This window comes from Salmonirosea aquatica, assembly GCF_009296315.1.
Taxonomy (GTDB): domain Bacteria; phylum Bacteroidota; class Bacteroidia; order Cytophagales; family Spirosomataceae; genus Salmonirosea; species Salmonirosea aquatica.
Map to the genome: position 1 here is coordinate 4,840,554 of NZ_WHLY01000002.1, position 14,155 is coordinate 4,854,708.

Annotated in this window: 13 protein-coding genes and 1 pseudogene; 3 read left to right on the plus strand and 11 right to left on the minus strand. The window is 51.3% G+C overall.

Annotated features, from left to right (window positions below):
* Positions 1–3: 3 nt before the first annotated feature.
* The 3 genes from GBK04_RS21100 to argS all read right to left on the minus strand — a co-directional run bounded on the left by GBK04_RS21100 (position 4) and on the right by argS (position 3,332).
* Entirely contained in the window at positions 4–897 is an 894-nt protein-coding gene (locus tag GBK04_RS21100; protein ID WP_152763118.1) for a 1,4-dihydroxy-2-naphthoate polyprenyltransferase, read from the minus strand.
* 10 nt (positions 898–907) lie between these two features.
* Positions 908–1,492 carry a glutathione peroxidase gene (locus GBK04_RS21105; protein WP_152763120.1) on the minus strand — a complete coding sequence of 195 codons (585 nt, stop codon included), beginning with the start codon at positions 1,490–1,492 and terminating at the stop codon, positions 908–910.
* A gap of 61 nt (positions 1,493–1,553) precedes the next feature.
* On the minus strand, positions 1,554–3,332 hold the full coding sequence (gene argS / locus GBK04_RS21110) for an arginine--tRNA ligase (RefSeq protein ID WP_152766284.1): 1,779 nt from the start codon (positions 3,330–3,332) through the stop codon (positions 1,554–1,556).
* Positions 3,333–3,577: 245 nt separating this feature from the next.
* Between argS and GBK04_RS21115 the strand changes: the two genes are divergently transcribed.
* Positions 3,578–5,095 carry a hypothetical protein gene (locus GBK04_RS21115; RefSeq protein WP_373331187.1) on the plus strand — a complete coding sequence of 506 codons (1,518 nt, stop codon included), beginning with the start codon at positions 3,578–3,580 and terminating at the stop codon, positions 5,093–5,095.
* Here GBK04_RS21115 and GBK04_RS21120 read toward each other — a convergent pair.
* Both GBK04_RS21120 and pyrR read right to left on the minus strand, forming a co-directional pair.
* Positions 5,064–5,291: a DUF2905 domain-containing protein gene (locus tag GBK04_RS21120; protein ID WP_152763122.1), complete on the minus strand. Its 228-nt coding sequence runs from the start codon at positions 5,289–5,291 to the stop codon at positions 5,064–5,066. The genes GBK04_RS21115 and GBK04_RS21120 overlap by 32 nt on opposite strands.
* A gap of 96 nt (positions 5,292–5,387) precedes the next feature.
* On the minus strand, positions 5,388–5,927 hold the full coding sequence (pyrR, locus tag GBK04_RS21125) for a bifunctional pyr operon transcriptional regulator/uracil phosphoribosyltransferase PyrR (RefSeq protein WP_152763123.1): 540 nt from the start codon (positions 5,925–5,927) through the stop codon (positions 5,388–5,390).
* Positions 5,928–6,092: 165 nt separating this feature from the next.
* Here pyrR and pth point away from each other — a divergent pair, with 165 nt between their 5' ends.
* Both pth and GBK04_RS21135 read left to right on the plus strand, forming a co-directional pair.
* The gene (pth, locus tag GBK04_RS21130) at positions 6,093–6,653 is read left to right on the plus strand and encodes an aminoacyl-tRNA hydrolase (protein ID WP_152763124.1); all 561 of its coding nucleotides are present in this window, start codon (positions 6,093–6,095) and stop codon (positions 6,651–6,653) included.
* 242 nt (positions 6,654–6,895) lie between these two features.
* Positions 6,896–7,366 carry a hypothetical protein gene (locus GBK04_RS21135; RefSeq protein ID WP_152763125.1) on the plus strand — a complete coding sequence of 157 codons (471 nt, stop codon included), beginning with the start codon at positions 6,896–6,898 and terminating at the stop codon, positions 7,364–7,366.
* A 77-nt stretch (positions 7,367–7,443) separates the two neighbouring features.
* On the opposite strand, the gene GBK04_RS21140 is transcribed toward GBK04_RS21135, so the two are convergent.
* The 6 genes and pseudogenes from GBK04_RS21140 to GBK04_RS21165 all read right to left on the minus strand — a co-directional run bounded on the left by GBK04_RS21140 (position 7,444) and on the right by GBK04_RS21165 (position 13,895).
* Complete coding sequence (locus GBK04_RS21140; protein ID WP_152763126.1) at positions 7,444–8,853, minus strand: OmpA family protein; 1,410 nt, start codon at positions 8,851–8,853, stop codon at positions 7,444–7,446.
* Positions 8,854–9,019: 166 nt separating this feature from the next.
* A pseudogene (locus GBK04_RS21145) lies at positions 9,020–9,807 on the minus strand (PhzF family phenazine biosynthesis protein).
* 6 nt (positions 9,808–9,813) lie between these two features.
* Positions 9,814–10,482 (minus strand): HAD family hydrolase, encoded by a 669-nt coding sequence (locus GBK04_RS21150; RefSeq protein WP_152763127.1) that lies wholly within the window; start codon positions 10,480–10,482, stop codon positions 9,814–9,816.
* Positions 10,483–10,510: 28 nt separating this feature from the next.
* Complete coding sequence (locus GBK04_RS21155; RefSeq protein WP_152763129.1) at positions 10,511–10,798, minus strand: YciI family protein; 288 nt, start codon at positions 10,796–10,798, stop codon at positions 10,511–10,513.
* 3 nt (positions 10,799–10,801) lie between these two features.
* The gene (gene treF / locus GBK04_RS21160) at positions 10,802–12,352 is read right to left on the minus strand and encodes an alpha,alpha-trehalase TreF (protein ID WP_152763131.1); all 1,551 of its coding nucleotides are present in this window, start codon (positions 12,350–12,352) and stop codon (positions 10,802–10,804) included.
* 211 nt (positions 12,353–12,563) lie between these two features.
* Positions 12,564–13,895 carry an amidohydrolase gene (locus GBK04_RS21165; RefSeq protein WP_152763133.1) on the minus strand — a complete coding sequence of 444 codons (1,332 nt, stop codon included), beginning with the start codon at positions 13,893–13,895 and terminating at the stop codon, positions 12,564–12,566.
* Positions 13,896–14,155 lie beyond the last annotated feature (260 nt).

The window sequence follows — 14,155 nt, forward strand, 5'->3', positions numbered from 1 at the left end:
TTGCTACACTACCAGGCCTACTCCAAACAACACCACAAAGAGTAATGTGGACAGAGCCATTTGTTTCAGGTAAGGATCCAATTCCGATGCTTTTCGCAACCGACTGATGGCTAAACCATTGCGTACGAAAAGAGGGAAGCTCAATAAAAAGAAAAGTTGAGTGTAGTGTGTAAAGTGCGTAGCCGTATAGAGAAGTACGCAGCTCATGCCCGCCAGCAGAATAAGCCAGTGATAAATCACGGCCCTATCACGACCCAGTCGTACGGGAATAGAGTTTTTACCCGTAGCCCGGTCCGACTCGATATCACGAATGTTGTTGATATTCAGTACGGCTACCGCAAAAAGGCCGCAACTGGTGGCGGGCAGCAGCAAATCCCAGTTCCAGATGAGCGTATGCAGGTAGTAGGTACCCAGTACCCCGACCCAACCGAAGAAAATGAGTACCGATACATCGCCAAGGCCCACATAGCCATAGGGTCGCTTGCCCGCCGTATAGGTGATCGCCGCTGCAATACAGGCCAGTCCAATGCCCAGAAATATCCAGAAAACGCGGGCCGGGGCATTATGCAACGCCACATAAAGCAATCCAATTCCCGACACCAGCGAGAGCACTGAAAACCAAATAATGGCGTTTCTCATGGCCGAGGCCGTAATCTGACCGGCGTGAACCGCCCGGCGTGGGCCCTCGCGCAAATCACTGTCCTTGCCGCTGACCGCATCGCCGTAGTCGTTGGCGAAGTTGGATAGTACCTGTAGAAAAATGGTCGTCAGTACACTCAATACCGCAATCCAACCGTCGAAGGCTCCGTCGGCATAGGCCAGAAAACAGCCCATCAGAATGCAGGAAAGCGCCAAAGGTAAAGTGCGCGGGCGGGCCGCTTCGATCCAGGGGTTCATTTTCAACGAATCAAAGTCCTACGGCCTGCTTGAATTCAGCGTCGGTGGGTTTTACGGCCGAGGCGAAGAAATGCGTGAGCTCGCCTTTCTCATTGACTACGTATTTGCAGAAATTCCAGGTAGGTGCTTTGTCATTCCAACCGTTGAGTTCCTTAGTAGACAGCCATTGGTAGAGCGGATGCTGCGATTTACCTACTACGTCGATTTTGTCGAACATCTGGAACGTAACGCCGTAGTTTTTCTGGCAGAACGTGGCAATTTCTTCCTCCGTGCCGGGTTCCTGTCCGCCGAAGTTGTTGGCAGGGAATCCCAGTACCACGATTTTATCACCATATTGCTCATGAAACTTCTGCCAGTCAGCATACTGCGGCGTGAAGCCACACTTGGAAGCTACATTGAGCAACACGACTTTCTTGCCTTTGTATTGGCTCAAATCAATCGTTTCATCGCCGATCAGGGCTTTCATTTTAAAATCATACAAACTCTTCTGGGCGGCAATCTCTTCGTTGGGGCGCATGGCGGTTTCTTTTTTATTGACGAAAAATCCTGATAGCAGGCTGGCGAACATGAGTACTGTTATTTTGATGAAGCTCATACAATGCGTGGTTAGGGGTAGGTGAAAGAAAAAGAAAATGGAGGGCGAGCTTCTAAGGTACCTACATACGCTCCGGCACCTCGATACCTAGTAAACCCATCGCGTGGCGGATTGTTCGGGCTACGGCGTCTGACAGCGCTACGCGCATTTGTACGGCCTGTGGGTCGGGATCGGAAAAAATGGAGAGTTCGGCGTAAAACTGGTTGTAAATTTTGGCCAGCTCGAAGGCGTACAGCGAAATGAGCGCGGGTGAAAAGTCCTGTCCCGCTGCCTGCACCCGCATCGGGTACTGCGAGAGGTGGAAAATAACGTCCTGCTCCGCGGAGTGCAGCGCGTAGTTTGTCAAAGGCACCTGCGCCTGGATTCCGTTCTCAGCGGCTTTGCGCAGAATGGAACGTACCCGGGCGTAGGTGTACTGCACAAAAGGACCAGTATGGCCCTGAAAATCAATAGATTCTTCGGGATTGAAAAGCATTCGTTTTTTAGGATCCACTTTAAGCAGGAAGTACTTCAAAGCTCCCAAGGCCAGCAAATGGTAGAGGTTCTGCGCCTCTTCACTGGCAAAATCCTCGATCTTACCCAACTCACGGGTACGGTTCTCGGCGGTCTGCACCATCTCATCCAGCAGGTCGTCGGCATCTACCACGGTACCCTCGCGCGTCTTCATTTTGCCCGTAGGTAGATCCACCATGCCGTAGCTGAGGTGAAAGCACTCTTCTGCGTAGGGGCGGCCCAGCCGTTTCAGGATCGCAAAAAGCACGTTGAAATGGTAGTCCTGCTCGTTGCCAACCACCCAAAGGTAGCGATCGTTGTGAAAATCCTGGTACTTCAATTCGGTGGTACCCAGGTCTTGCGTGATGTACACCGAGGTACCATTACCGCGCAGCACCAGTTTTTGGTCCAGGCCTTCGTCGGTCAGGTCGATCCAGACCGAATTGTCGTCTTTTTTATAGAAAACACCCTTTTCCAAACCTTCCTCAATGATGTCTTTGCCCAGCAGGTAGGTATCCGATTCGTAGTAGGTTTTGTCGAAGGCAATACCCATCCTATCATAGGTTTTCTGGGTGCCAATATACACCCAGCCATTCATCTTACGCCACAAGGCCACTGTTTCGGGATCATTATCTTCCCATTTGATTAGCAAAGCTTGTGCTTCCTGAATCCAGGGAGCTTGCTTTTCAGCTTCTTCCTCAGAAAGACCTTCAGCCCTAAGCTGTTCAATTTGCTTTTTGTATTCCTTTCCAAATTCCACGTAATATTTGCCAACCAGATGGTCACCCTTTAATCCCGACGATTCGGGCGTTTCGCCGTGGCCGAGTTTCTGGTAGGCGAGCATGGATTTGCAAATGTGGATGCCCCGGTCGTTCACCAGGCAGGTTTTGACAACCTCGTAGCCGTTGGCCGTCAGGATGCGCGACACCGAATCGCCCAGGCAGTTGTTGCGCAGGTGCCCCAGGTGCAGGGGTTTGTTGGTATTGGGCGAAGAAAACTCTACCATCACCGACTGTCCATTAGCCGGAAGATTTCCGTAATCCGCGTCGTTGTGGATGTCCCGCAGTACCCCCAGCCAGGCTTCGGCTTTGATGCTCAAATTCAAAAAGCCCTGCACTACGTTGAAACCGCTCACCACCGGCGAGTGTTGGGCCAGGTAGGTACCGATGGTCTGCCCGATTTCGGCGGGCGCCCGCCGCAGGGCTTTCGTCAGCGAGAAAGTCACGAAGGTGTAGGTACCCTCGAAATCTTTTTTGGTGGGTTGCAGCACAAAATCGTCGACAGTGGTCTGATAACAATCCTGAATGGCAGTTTCTATATCCTTTTTAAGCGCGGCTTCGATGATCAATGACATACGGGTAGGCGGGTCGTTTTTTGAACAGGTGCAAAATTAGGGCAAAATTCCGACCCCGCCGTAGTCTACAACAACCTTATTCGTAGTTTAGCGTTTTACAGTCGGAAGAAATGTACTATCTTTCGGTACCTATAATAGGAAGAGCAAGCCGTCGTTTTTTTGTATAAAGCACCCTGATGCGAGCGCACTTTTACACAATTCAATCTGGATTTCTTTTAGCTGCCTACCTGCTTCTGAGCATGCTTCCGCTTAGCGCCTGGGCTCAGCTTGAGCAGACCACGCGCATCGAAATACCGACTCACGATCTCACCAATGAGCAGTTCGATATGTTTTCGCTGGGCGATCGGGGCGCGCTGATGGTGATCCGCCGGAGCGAGTACCTAGGCAACCGGAACGAAAAATGGATTTTTACAAAATACGACACGGAGTTGAAAGTGGTATGGACGGAAGAATACAGCATGGATTTCCGCTACATTCCGGTCATGTCGTACCAGAACGCCAACTACGCCTACTGGCTTTTTGCGGAGCCCGACACCGACCATTTCCTGTTTTTACAGCTTGACCTCGAACAGGGCCACATCGATACCCACCGAGGTACCCTGCTGGCTAATGTCAATGTCAATCAGTTCAAGGTCATCGGCAGCAAGGCACTGGTGGCGGGCTACTACCGAAGCCGCCCGGTGGTGATCGTCCATTCCTTCTTCGATCATACTACAAGAGTACTGCCGGGGCTGTTTGAGCGAAATATGGAGATTAACAATGTAGATGTAAACGAGGTGGATGGCTTGATTAATGTCATTACCTACGCCGTAAAGAAGCGGGAATGCGTATTTGCCATCAAAACCTATAACTACGAAGGTAAACTCCTCAAAACAACCACCCTCAAAGACCCAGACAATAGCCTGATTTCCGGGCAGATCGTCCCCCTGAATCCCGAAGATTCCTATCTGATCGGGAATTATTCCGTAGGTTGTACCCCTTTTTCCCAAGGACTCTACGTGACGCACATTGAGGATAACGTACCCGAGGAACCCAATTTCATTGAGTTTTCGGAGTTGCAGAATTTCTTCAACTTCATGAAACCCAAGCGCCGACAGCGGGTACTCGACCGCATTGGCAAAAGGAAATCGATGGGCAAAGAGAACAAGTTCAGGTACCGGCTGCTGGTGCATAACCTGATTCAGATGGAGGACGAAATCGTGCTGGTAGCCGAAGTGTACTACCCCAATTACAAAACCAACAGCCCGGCCATGTTCAATGGCCTGAGCCGCCAGTATATGCGCTCGATGGATGGCTTCCGCTACACCCACGCCATCGTCTGTGGATTCGACCGCGATGGCAATTTTCTGTGGGATAACTGCATTACCATCAAAGACCTGACCAGCTTCGAGTTGCAGGAAATGGTGCAACTAACGCCCATTGACGATTATTTCCTGCTGGCCTACCCGCAGGACGGAAATATCCATACCGAGGTAATCCGTAGGGAAAAAGTGGTGGTGGAAAATGAAAAATATGAGATCGAAGCCAAGTCGGAGAGCGAGAAAGTGATGTACAATGAGAATGCTACCCTGACGGCCTGGTACGACAAGTATTTTCTGGCCTATGGTATTCAGCGGGTCAGCACCAGTAAAAATGCGCCGGTTGGGGCCCCGCAGCGGGAGGTTTTTTACGTCAATAAATTCACCTACAACACCGAAGATATCGGTAAGCCGAAACCCCAGGCATCTACCCGAAAAGCTTCCGGATCAAAACGATGATCACATTCAGCAGAATGCTGAACAGAATGAGCGTGGTAATGGGAAAGTAGAAGCGGAAATTCTCCCGCTCGATCCGAACATCACCCGGCAGGCGGCCAATCCAGTGCAGCTTATCGTGCAGAAAATAGACGATTATGCCAAGCAGCACTACGGCGAGACCAATCAGGATAAGGTACCTTCCCGTGGTAGGATTCATGGGTGTCTGTATGGATAGTAATTCCGTTAAACAATTGGCAGGGTAGGTACCCTTGAGTATCTTACATTGTGCCTTTGCCCTTTTATCCCAAAAACCTCAATCGACCAGCCAAATCCGATCGGCCTCAAATCCCTGTTCTTTCCACTCGACCTGCACGCGCTGGCTGTCGAGCGTATTCACCTTCATGCCTACATAATCGGGTTCGATGGGTAGGTCACGGTTGTAGCGGCGGTCGATCAGCACCAGCAATTCCACCCGGTTGGGGCGTCCGAAGGCGGTCATGGCATTGAGGGCGGCCCGTACCATACGGCCCGTAGCTATCACATCATCGATCAGGATTACGTTTTTATTCTCCACCAGAAAAGGTACCTGGGTCTTGTTGGGCTTGAGGGGCGAGTCGCGCCGCCGGAAGTCATCGCGGTAAAAGGTAGCGTCCAAATGCCCCAGGGGGATGCTGATGTCCGTGCGGACACGGAGTTCGGCCACAACGCGTTCAGCGAGGTGAATTCCGCGCGGCTGAAGACCCAGTACTGCTGACTGGGAAAAATCCTGGTGATTTTCGATCAACTGCTGGCACAGGCGGCTGGTCATGATTTCCAGCAACGGACTGCTGAGGATAAGGCGTTTTTGGGACATTTTTTTAGTGGAGAGTTGATAGTGGAGAGTTGACTGGGACAGTTTACCGAGGTTGGATTCGGCATATCCTATCATTCATCCCTCATAATTCATGATTCCTATCTCTTATCTAAATAAGTTTGTGCCTAAAATTATAACCTTAGCCACGACTTTCCGAAACAATTTATGAAATACCTCATCGCCGGGCTGGGCAACATTGGCCCCGAATACGCCTTCACCCGCCACAACGTGGGCTTCATGGCCCTGGACCGCCTGGCGGCCCAACACGATTTCCGTTTTTCGTTCGAGCGGTTGGCCTACACTGCCGAGTGGAAGCACAAAGGACGTCAGATCCACTTCATCAAACCTACCACCTACATGAACCTGAGTGGAAAAGCCGTACGCTACTACCTGGATACGTTAAAAATCCCGGTGGAAAACCTGCTGGTCGTGGTGGATGAACTACAGTTGGACTTCGGTACCCTGCGCCTGAAGCCCAAAGGTTCGCACGGTGGACATAACGGCCTGCGCAATATTGAGGAAGTATTGGGTACTCCCAATTACGCCCGGCTCCGCTTCGGGATCGGTAATGATTTTCCGCGCGGCCGACAGGTGGAATACGTACTAAAGCCCTTTTCTGACCGGGAAATGGACGAATTGCCCACCTTTCTGGACCGGGCCGATGATATGCTGCTCTCTTTTTGCACTTTGGGAATACAGCAAACCATGAATATTTTCAACCAATGATTGTATTTTTTGAAGAATTTTTCAATTAATGGTTTCCCTATAAAAGGATACAAGTAGGAATAGTAATCAAAATAAAATTTTGTATTATTTATTTTATTAACCCTTAATATGCCTTTTGGTGCACAAATTGAAATTTTATACCAAATAAAATTTGGGTATTGGTCAAGAATTGATTTGGTAGAATGAAACTATACATGGACCTTTGTGCGTTCTCTAACTGAAAATAAAAATAGAACAAAACCATGAAGAGTACCAAAAAAAGTTTTATATTTGCAGCTGTATTGGGAGTAATACTTGGCGCAAATCCCTCCGTAAGTTTTTCTGAGAGTGTACCGAATGATTCTAGCGCCAAAGCGCAAGTACTGGCCCGGGGATCTGAAGTTGAATTTTCTACGTATGTCAAGGAAAACCTGCCAAAGTTCAGTGGAAAAGCCGACTGGCTGATTGTCGATAAAATTGTGACTTTATACAGCCTGTCACCGTCAAAGCTACTGAATACGACCAAAGCCGACCAGAAGGCTTTTAACGAAGCCGTCAAGTCGCTCAACACGAAGTTGAACCGTCAGAAAGACGAGCAGGCCAATCAATGGTCGCGCGATCTTCAAAAGACCGTCCAGCAAATCCAGTTCATCTGGAACTTTGATATCGACAGTCTGACACCCGTTTTTATTGAGACACCCGCTTATGTAGTTCCGGCTACCGCCAGCCTCTAAGCGATAAGATAATTAGAGTAAAAAAAGGTTAAGGGTTTAGGAATAGTCAGTATAAAGCCTTCTCAACTGAGAAGGCTTTATCTTTTTATAGGTTCCGCCCAGACCTCAACCCTGCGATTGAGCTGCCGGGTGCTTTCGGAGCTGTTGCTCGCCAGTGGGCGCGACGGACCGTACCCCCGCTCCTCGATCCGGCTGATTGCTACCCCTTTTTGAACAAGGTAAGCCCGGGCAATAGCGGCCCGCTGCCGGGATAAGGCCAGATTCTTATCAAAATCCCCCACATTATCGGTATGCCCATAAAGCTTGATACGCAGGTCGGGACGGCTTTCCAGAAAACCCGTCAGCGTGTCCAGCGCGGTGCGGGCGGCATCGGTCAGGCTAGAATCACTCTGGGAAAAAGGTAGGGTAGCAATAGGCTTATCGTAGCTTTCTTCGCTCATGTTTATGAGCGTTTTTTCTTCACCCTGGTTGGCACCGGGCGTCACAACGATGCTTTTGGGTTCGAAGCCGGGGCTAAGGGCGGTGATGCGGTAGGTATGAGCAGGCGGCAATTGGAAGCGGTAGGTACCCTCCACGGCCTTCATGCGCGCTATGACGGAGTCACTGTTGATGCGGTTGACCAGCACGTCCACATGCACCGGAATGTCCAGGGTACGTCCGTTGAATACTTTACCCGTGACTTCTACCGTCTGAGGCGGAGCTTTAGCTACTACCACAATCTGTTCGAGATTAGCCGATTCGGGCTTGGGTGCAGGTTCGGCCTTAGGAACTGGGGTAGAGGGGGCGTCGATCGTCCGGGCCAGTTGCCGGAAGCTTTCACGCACAAAAACGGGCGTCATGACCCGATCGTACATCCGAATCAGGGCTACGGCCCCAGGACTGGCCTCATTCTTGGCAATCAGGTCGTCCTGAAAGAAATTCAGTACCTGGTCGTTATCCAGGACCGCTTCGTCGCCGGGATCCTGAAACTCCACCTTCGACTCGCCATCGACGTACATTTTGATCAGGTGCGTTTCGGCCTCACGCGAGAAAACGTAATGAACATACTCATTAGGCTTGACGGGCGCTTTCTCGCCGGTAGCGAAATTAAAGAAATTAAGCCTCCCTTCGTAGATATAGCAGCCATTGTCGGACTTGCGGTTCTTGAAATCCAGCACGCGCTTCCAGCTTTCCAGTTCTTTCAGACGGAAGTATATTTCAATCGTAAAGGAACCGTTCAGGAATCCATAGGCTTGGTTGTTGTCAAATTGTAAACCGGAATTGGCTTCGAATTGGTACACGGTCCGTTTCGTCTTTCCCAGCTCGGGGAGTACTTCCTCGATGTACTGGCCTTCCTGGCCGAGCGGCTTTAGGGCGGGGGCGCTGTCGCTGGAACTGGCCAGTCCGTCGCTGAAATCATAGACGAATACTTTCTGCCCACGGCTCTCCACGGAAGAAAATACCAGCAGGAAAAGACAAAACACCAAGCAAAACGGCACACGATCCATAAGTCAAAAGTAGAAAAATTGGCAAAGCCGACGCATGTGGGCTCCCTGATTTAATTTGGAAAAGAACGTTCCAGGGATCGCTGCCCGTATAGGGGGTACCCATTTATGAGCAGAGCCACGGACTGATCAGTCCGTGGCTCTGTTTAATATACAAGGCAAGCTGACGTCATTCTATCGAAATTTCGCCTGTCAGGTATAGCCTAACCTGGCCACTGATAAGCGTACGGTCGCCTGCCAATTCGCACCGGAGGTACCCCCTCGCGCCGAAAGCTGGCGAGCGGTCATGCGGGTCTTGTTCAGGCGCTCGGCCCAGTAGGGAATGAGGGTGGTATGGGCCGACCCCGTGACCGGATCTTCGTCGATGCCCGACTGGGGACCGAAAAAACGAGAAACGAAATCGACTTCATCACCCTTGGCGGTTACGATGACCCCACGGGTGGGTATGGTAGACAATATGAACAGGTCAGGTTTCAACTCACGGACTTGCGTTTCATCGGGTAGCACGACCATGTAATCTGATTTTCCCTTATAAACCTCGAACGATTCCAGGGACCGCATGCTTTCAGACAGGGCGGGTGGCGCTACGGCTACCTGGTAGGTATCGACGGGAAAATCGAGCGTGAGCCAGTCGTCCTGGCGCGTAACCTTCAATATGCCGCTTTTTGACTCGAAGGAAATCTCGGAATGAGAGTGATTCTTGATAAAAAATAAGACATAGGCGGAAGCCAGGGTAGCATGGCCACACAAGTCCACCTCTACGGTGGGGGTGAACCAGCGGATGTGGTAGCCCTCCTCGGTCGGAACATAGAAAGCGGTTTCGGCCAGATTGTTCTCACAGGCAATCTTCTGCATCAGATCGTCGGAAATCCAAGAGTCAAGGGGTACCACCGCTGCCGGATTTCCGGCAAAGAGGGTATCCGTAAAAGCGTCAAGCTGATAAAGGGAGAGTTTCATAAATGCTCAAGCGAGTTTTTTCAACAAGGTATCAAAAATATTCTGGTCAAAATGAAGCAGGGAAGGAATTTTTAATGTGGCTATGTCAAACTTCGGATCGTTATATTCATAAGCCGCTGGTACAGTTACAGTCAGCATACCTGCGGCAACGGCCGACTTTAACCCATTACCCGAATCTTCGAAAGCCAGGCAGGCGGCGGGATCTACCCCGAGTAGGCGGGCCGCCCCCCAGTACACATCGGGGTAGGGTTTGTTCCGGGCTTCCAGCAGGGCGGAGTGCCATAATGTAAAGTAGGAGCGCAGGTTCAACCTTTCCAAAACGCTTTCAATGATATTCATGGGAGAGGCCGAGGCTACCGCCAAGGGGATGTTCAGGCTATGAAAAAAACGAATCAGTTCGGTGGCGCCGGGCATTTCGTGCGCGGCAGCTCCGATGCGCTCGTGGGCCAGCGCCAGAATTTCCTCGCCTATCTGGTCACAGGATTTATGGCGCCAGGGGTACCTGGTATGGATGTACTTCACAAATTCGGCGGTGCCTAGGCCCGTGGCTTCCTGGCAGATTTCGACGGTAAGTGGTACATCGACGGTCTTGAATATGTCGATGGCCACTTCCTGCCAGATCGGTTCAGAGTCGCCCAAAAGCCCATCCATATCAAATATGACAGCCTGAAACATCGGTAGGTCAGCTTAGCAAAGATTTTTTTCAGACATCGGCTTGCCGGAAGGGTTTTACGTCGATTTTCTCCCACACCCGGCCCGTAACGTAGGGGTCGGTTTCGAGCCAGGTACGTAGCTGGGTTTCATCGTCGAAGTCCAGAACCATCAGAGAACCGATCATTTCACCATCGGGGCTGAGCAAAGCACCACCCAGCACAAAGTGCCCGTTGGCTTTGAGCGTCCTGGCCCGATCAAAGTGGAGCGGGCGGGCGGTCAGGCGGCGGTCGTGGGCCTGTTCATCGGTATAGTCGTAAGCATGTATTACGTAGAGCATAGCTTAGCACGCTTTTTGGTTTTTCATAATCAAATATACGCCATTCGTCCAGCCAAAACCTTCCTGCAAATCGTATTCCCCATCGCGGGCTAGAAGATTGGTATTGAGAATATTATACTTTTCCAGCATTTTACCCGTAGTAGAGTACTGTTTTTCAACCAGGTGCAGCCAGTTGGCGCGTAGCCTGCTTGCCGAGCAATTGAACTGATAATTACGCAATCCCTGGTACGTAATCCATTGCAGAGGCGCCCAGCCATTGGGTGCGTCCCACTGCTGGCCGGAGTCGTTGAGTGTTGTGACCACGCCTCCCGAGCGCAGGAAGTTCAGCCGCACGTAGGCATCCACGAAGCGGGCCTGCCGAAGATTGGCCAATTTGAAATACAGCGGGAAAATCCCGGCCAGGCTGAATATGCCGGTAGTTTTTTGTTGGCGAAAATCGTAATCCATGTAAAACTGCTGCCTGCTGTTCCAGAACCAGGCATTGATGGCCTGGCAGCGCTCACGGGCTTTGGCTTCGTAATAGTGGCCGAGCTCGGGTTGTGCATTGAGGCGGTAGGTTTCGGCCAGGGTACTTTCCAGATGCTGTATCAGGCAATTCAGGTCCACGGGCAGAATATTGGTGGTATGGATCGTGGCAAAGGTTTTTCCATCGACCATCCAGCGGCTGCTGAAATCCCAACCGGACTCGGCTGCTGCCCGAAGACAGCGGTACACCGATTCGGGTTCGTGACCGTGATTCTGCTGCGCTTCTTTCGCTAGCTCCACATCTTCGCAATAGGCCTCGGGCCGGGGTAGGGCCCGGTCGTCCCAGTAGCGGTTGAGCAGGGTACCGTCGGGCAGCCGGACTACCCGGCGATGGGCGATGGTCGATTCATCCAGCCGATCGCTCCCTTCCATCCAGTAATCGTACTCCCTTTGGAGCTGGGGCAGGTACCGGACCGCTGCTTCTCTTCCTTTTATCTCGGCATATAATCCCACCATCAACGAAAAGAACGGAGGTTGCGACCTGCTCAGATAGTAGGTTCGGTTTCCGGTAGGGATGTGTCCGAAATGATCGATCAGGTACACGAAATTCTGAAGCATGCTTTCGATCAGATCCACGCGCCCCGATTCCCGGAGTCCGAGCATTGTAAAGTAGCTATCCCAGTAGTAGATTTCCCGGAAGCGCCCTCCGGGTACCACATACGGCTCGGGTAGCATCAGAAGAGATCCGCCCTGATGCTGGGCCTTAACGGGCCGCGACAGCCGTGACCACAGCCAGTCGATACGCTCGATGATGGGTGGTATGTCTTCCCGGGTGTCCGTTTCGGTCGTTACGATGTGAGGCATTTCAAAGTACCCCGTTACAAAAGCTTTCAGGTTAAAGTCGCTATGCTCTTTCTGATGCATGTAGGCTTCCATAATGCCGGCCGGATCGATCCGCGGGACGGCGTCGGCAAACGATTTGGAGTCTTTGAAAATCCGCCTGGACTGTACCTCCGTAAATAGAGGTCCGTATAGTTCATCCGGTGAGGTATGCGACTTGCCAAAGAGGGCAGGGGGCGTTGCGATCAAGAGGTACTGTGGGTTTGGTGAAAGATCCGGGCCGAAAACCTTGTTTTCGGATCAGTGGTTTGGGATAATTCGGGCTTATGAGGAAAAAATGGATTACTAAAAGTCAGGAACTAGTGCCGGTTGGCCGGTCGACTGACTCTTATTAAATCAAATCCCCGGGGCGAATGTTTGAATTTTAACGTTTCTGCCCGGAGAATTCGGTATAAAACGGCTATTTCCCGAACAAATTCAGGGCCGCCACGCTCATGGCTTTTACGCCGGTTTTGATGGTAGGTTCGGGAACGGGGGCAAACAGGGACGAATGAAGCGAAGGTAGCTGTTCTCCTTTCTCCTTGGCTTTCTGAATCGTTTCGGGTGCTAGGGTACCCAGCCAGAACATACAAATGGGTACCCGGCTGTTTTCCAGGGCGAAGCGGCTAAAATCCTCGCCTACCATATACGGATCGACCTCGGTGACGTTCTTTTCGCCAAAGGTACTTCTGAACAGCCCCATGATCCGGCGGGTTAGCGCCGGGTCGTTGACCGTGGCGGGCGTCATGGGCTCACGTATACTGATGACGGGCATCTTGTCGGCTGGCAACCCGGCTGCCTGAGCATAATTTTCACTAATGCGCCGGATCGATTCAATGGTTTTCTGACGTACCTCCGGTGAGTAGGAGCGGAGCGTCAGTTGCAGTTTTACATCGTCAGGAATAATGTTGTGTACCGTGCCGCCATGGATGGAACCTACCGTCACTACCGCCGGGTCGATAGGATTGAGGGTACGACTTACGATGGTCTGGAAGGCCAAGATCATTTCAGCACTCAGCACTACGGGATCGATAGTGGTGTGGGGAGCCGCGCCGTGGCCCCCTTGTCCGAACACCTGAATGTCCATCATGTCGACACTGGCCATGAGTGGCCCTTCACGGAAGCCAATTGTTCCGGCGGGTAGGTAGGAATTGTCGTGCAGGGCGATCGCGTAGTCAGGGACCGGGGCAAAGTCGAATAGCCCGTCCTTCAGCATCCGATCGGCACCCAGTCCGTTTTCCTCGGCGGGCTGGGCAATCATGACGAGGGTACCTTTCCAGGCATCTTTAGTTTTGATCAGGGCCTGGGCGGTACCCACAAATACCGTCATGTGAATATCGTGGCCGCAGGCGTGCATCACGTTCACTTCATTGCCGGCTGCATTGATCCCCCGAGCCTTACTGGCGTAGGGTAGGCCGGTTTTTTCTTCCAACGGCAGCGCGTCCATATCAGCCCGAATGAGTACGGTAGGGCCGGTACCATTTTTGTAAATCCCCGCTACACCATGGCCCCCGATTTTTTCCTTGACCTCAAATCCCAGCTTTTTCAATTCTGAAGCCATGCGGGCCGCGCTTTTCTCTTCCTGTAAGGACAACTCAGGATTCTGGTGCAGGTATTTATACAGGGCATCCCATTGCGGGTAGTTGGTGGTAGTAAGCTCTTCGATCTGTTTGACCGCCTGCGCCGTTTGGGCCCGGAGGTGATAAGGGAGCAGCAAAAGCGAACAAAAGAACAGCCATGGGTTGATTTTCATTTCTGGATAAAGTAGGGTTAATCGGTTTCAAGGTAGTGCATTTTCGCTAGAATCTTTTGGAAGAGCCGGTACTTTTCCCACCGGAAGAGGTGCCGGGTTCAGGCATGGCCATGAAATGTAAGGTACAATCTGCTCATCCTGGTAGTAAATGATAAATCCAATGCAATCCTGCATTTTCTGATAGATGGAAGTCGCTTTTATCATATTAATTTAGGATTTTTATATATAATATATTATATAATTTTTTGTATATATTCAAC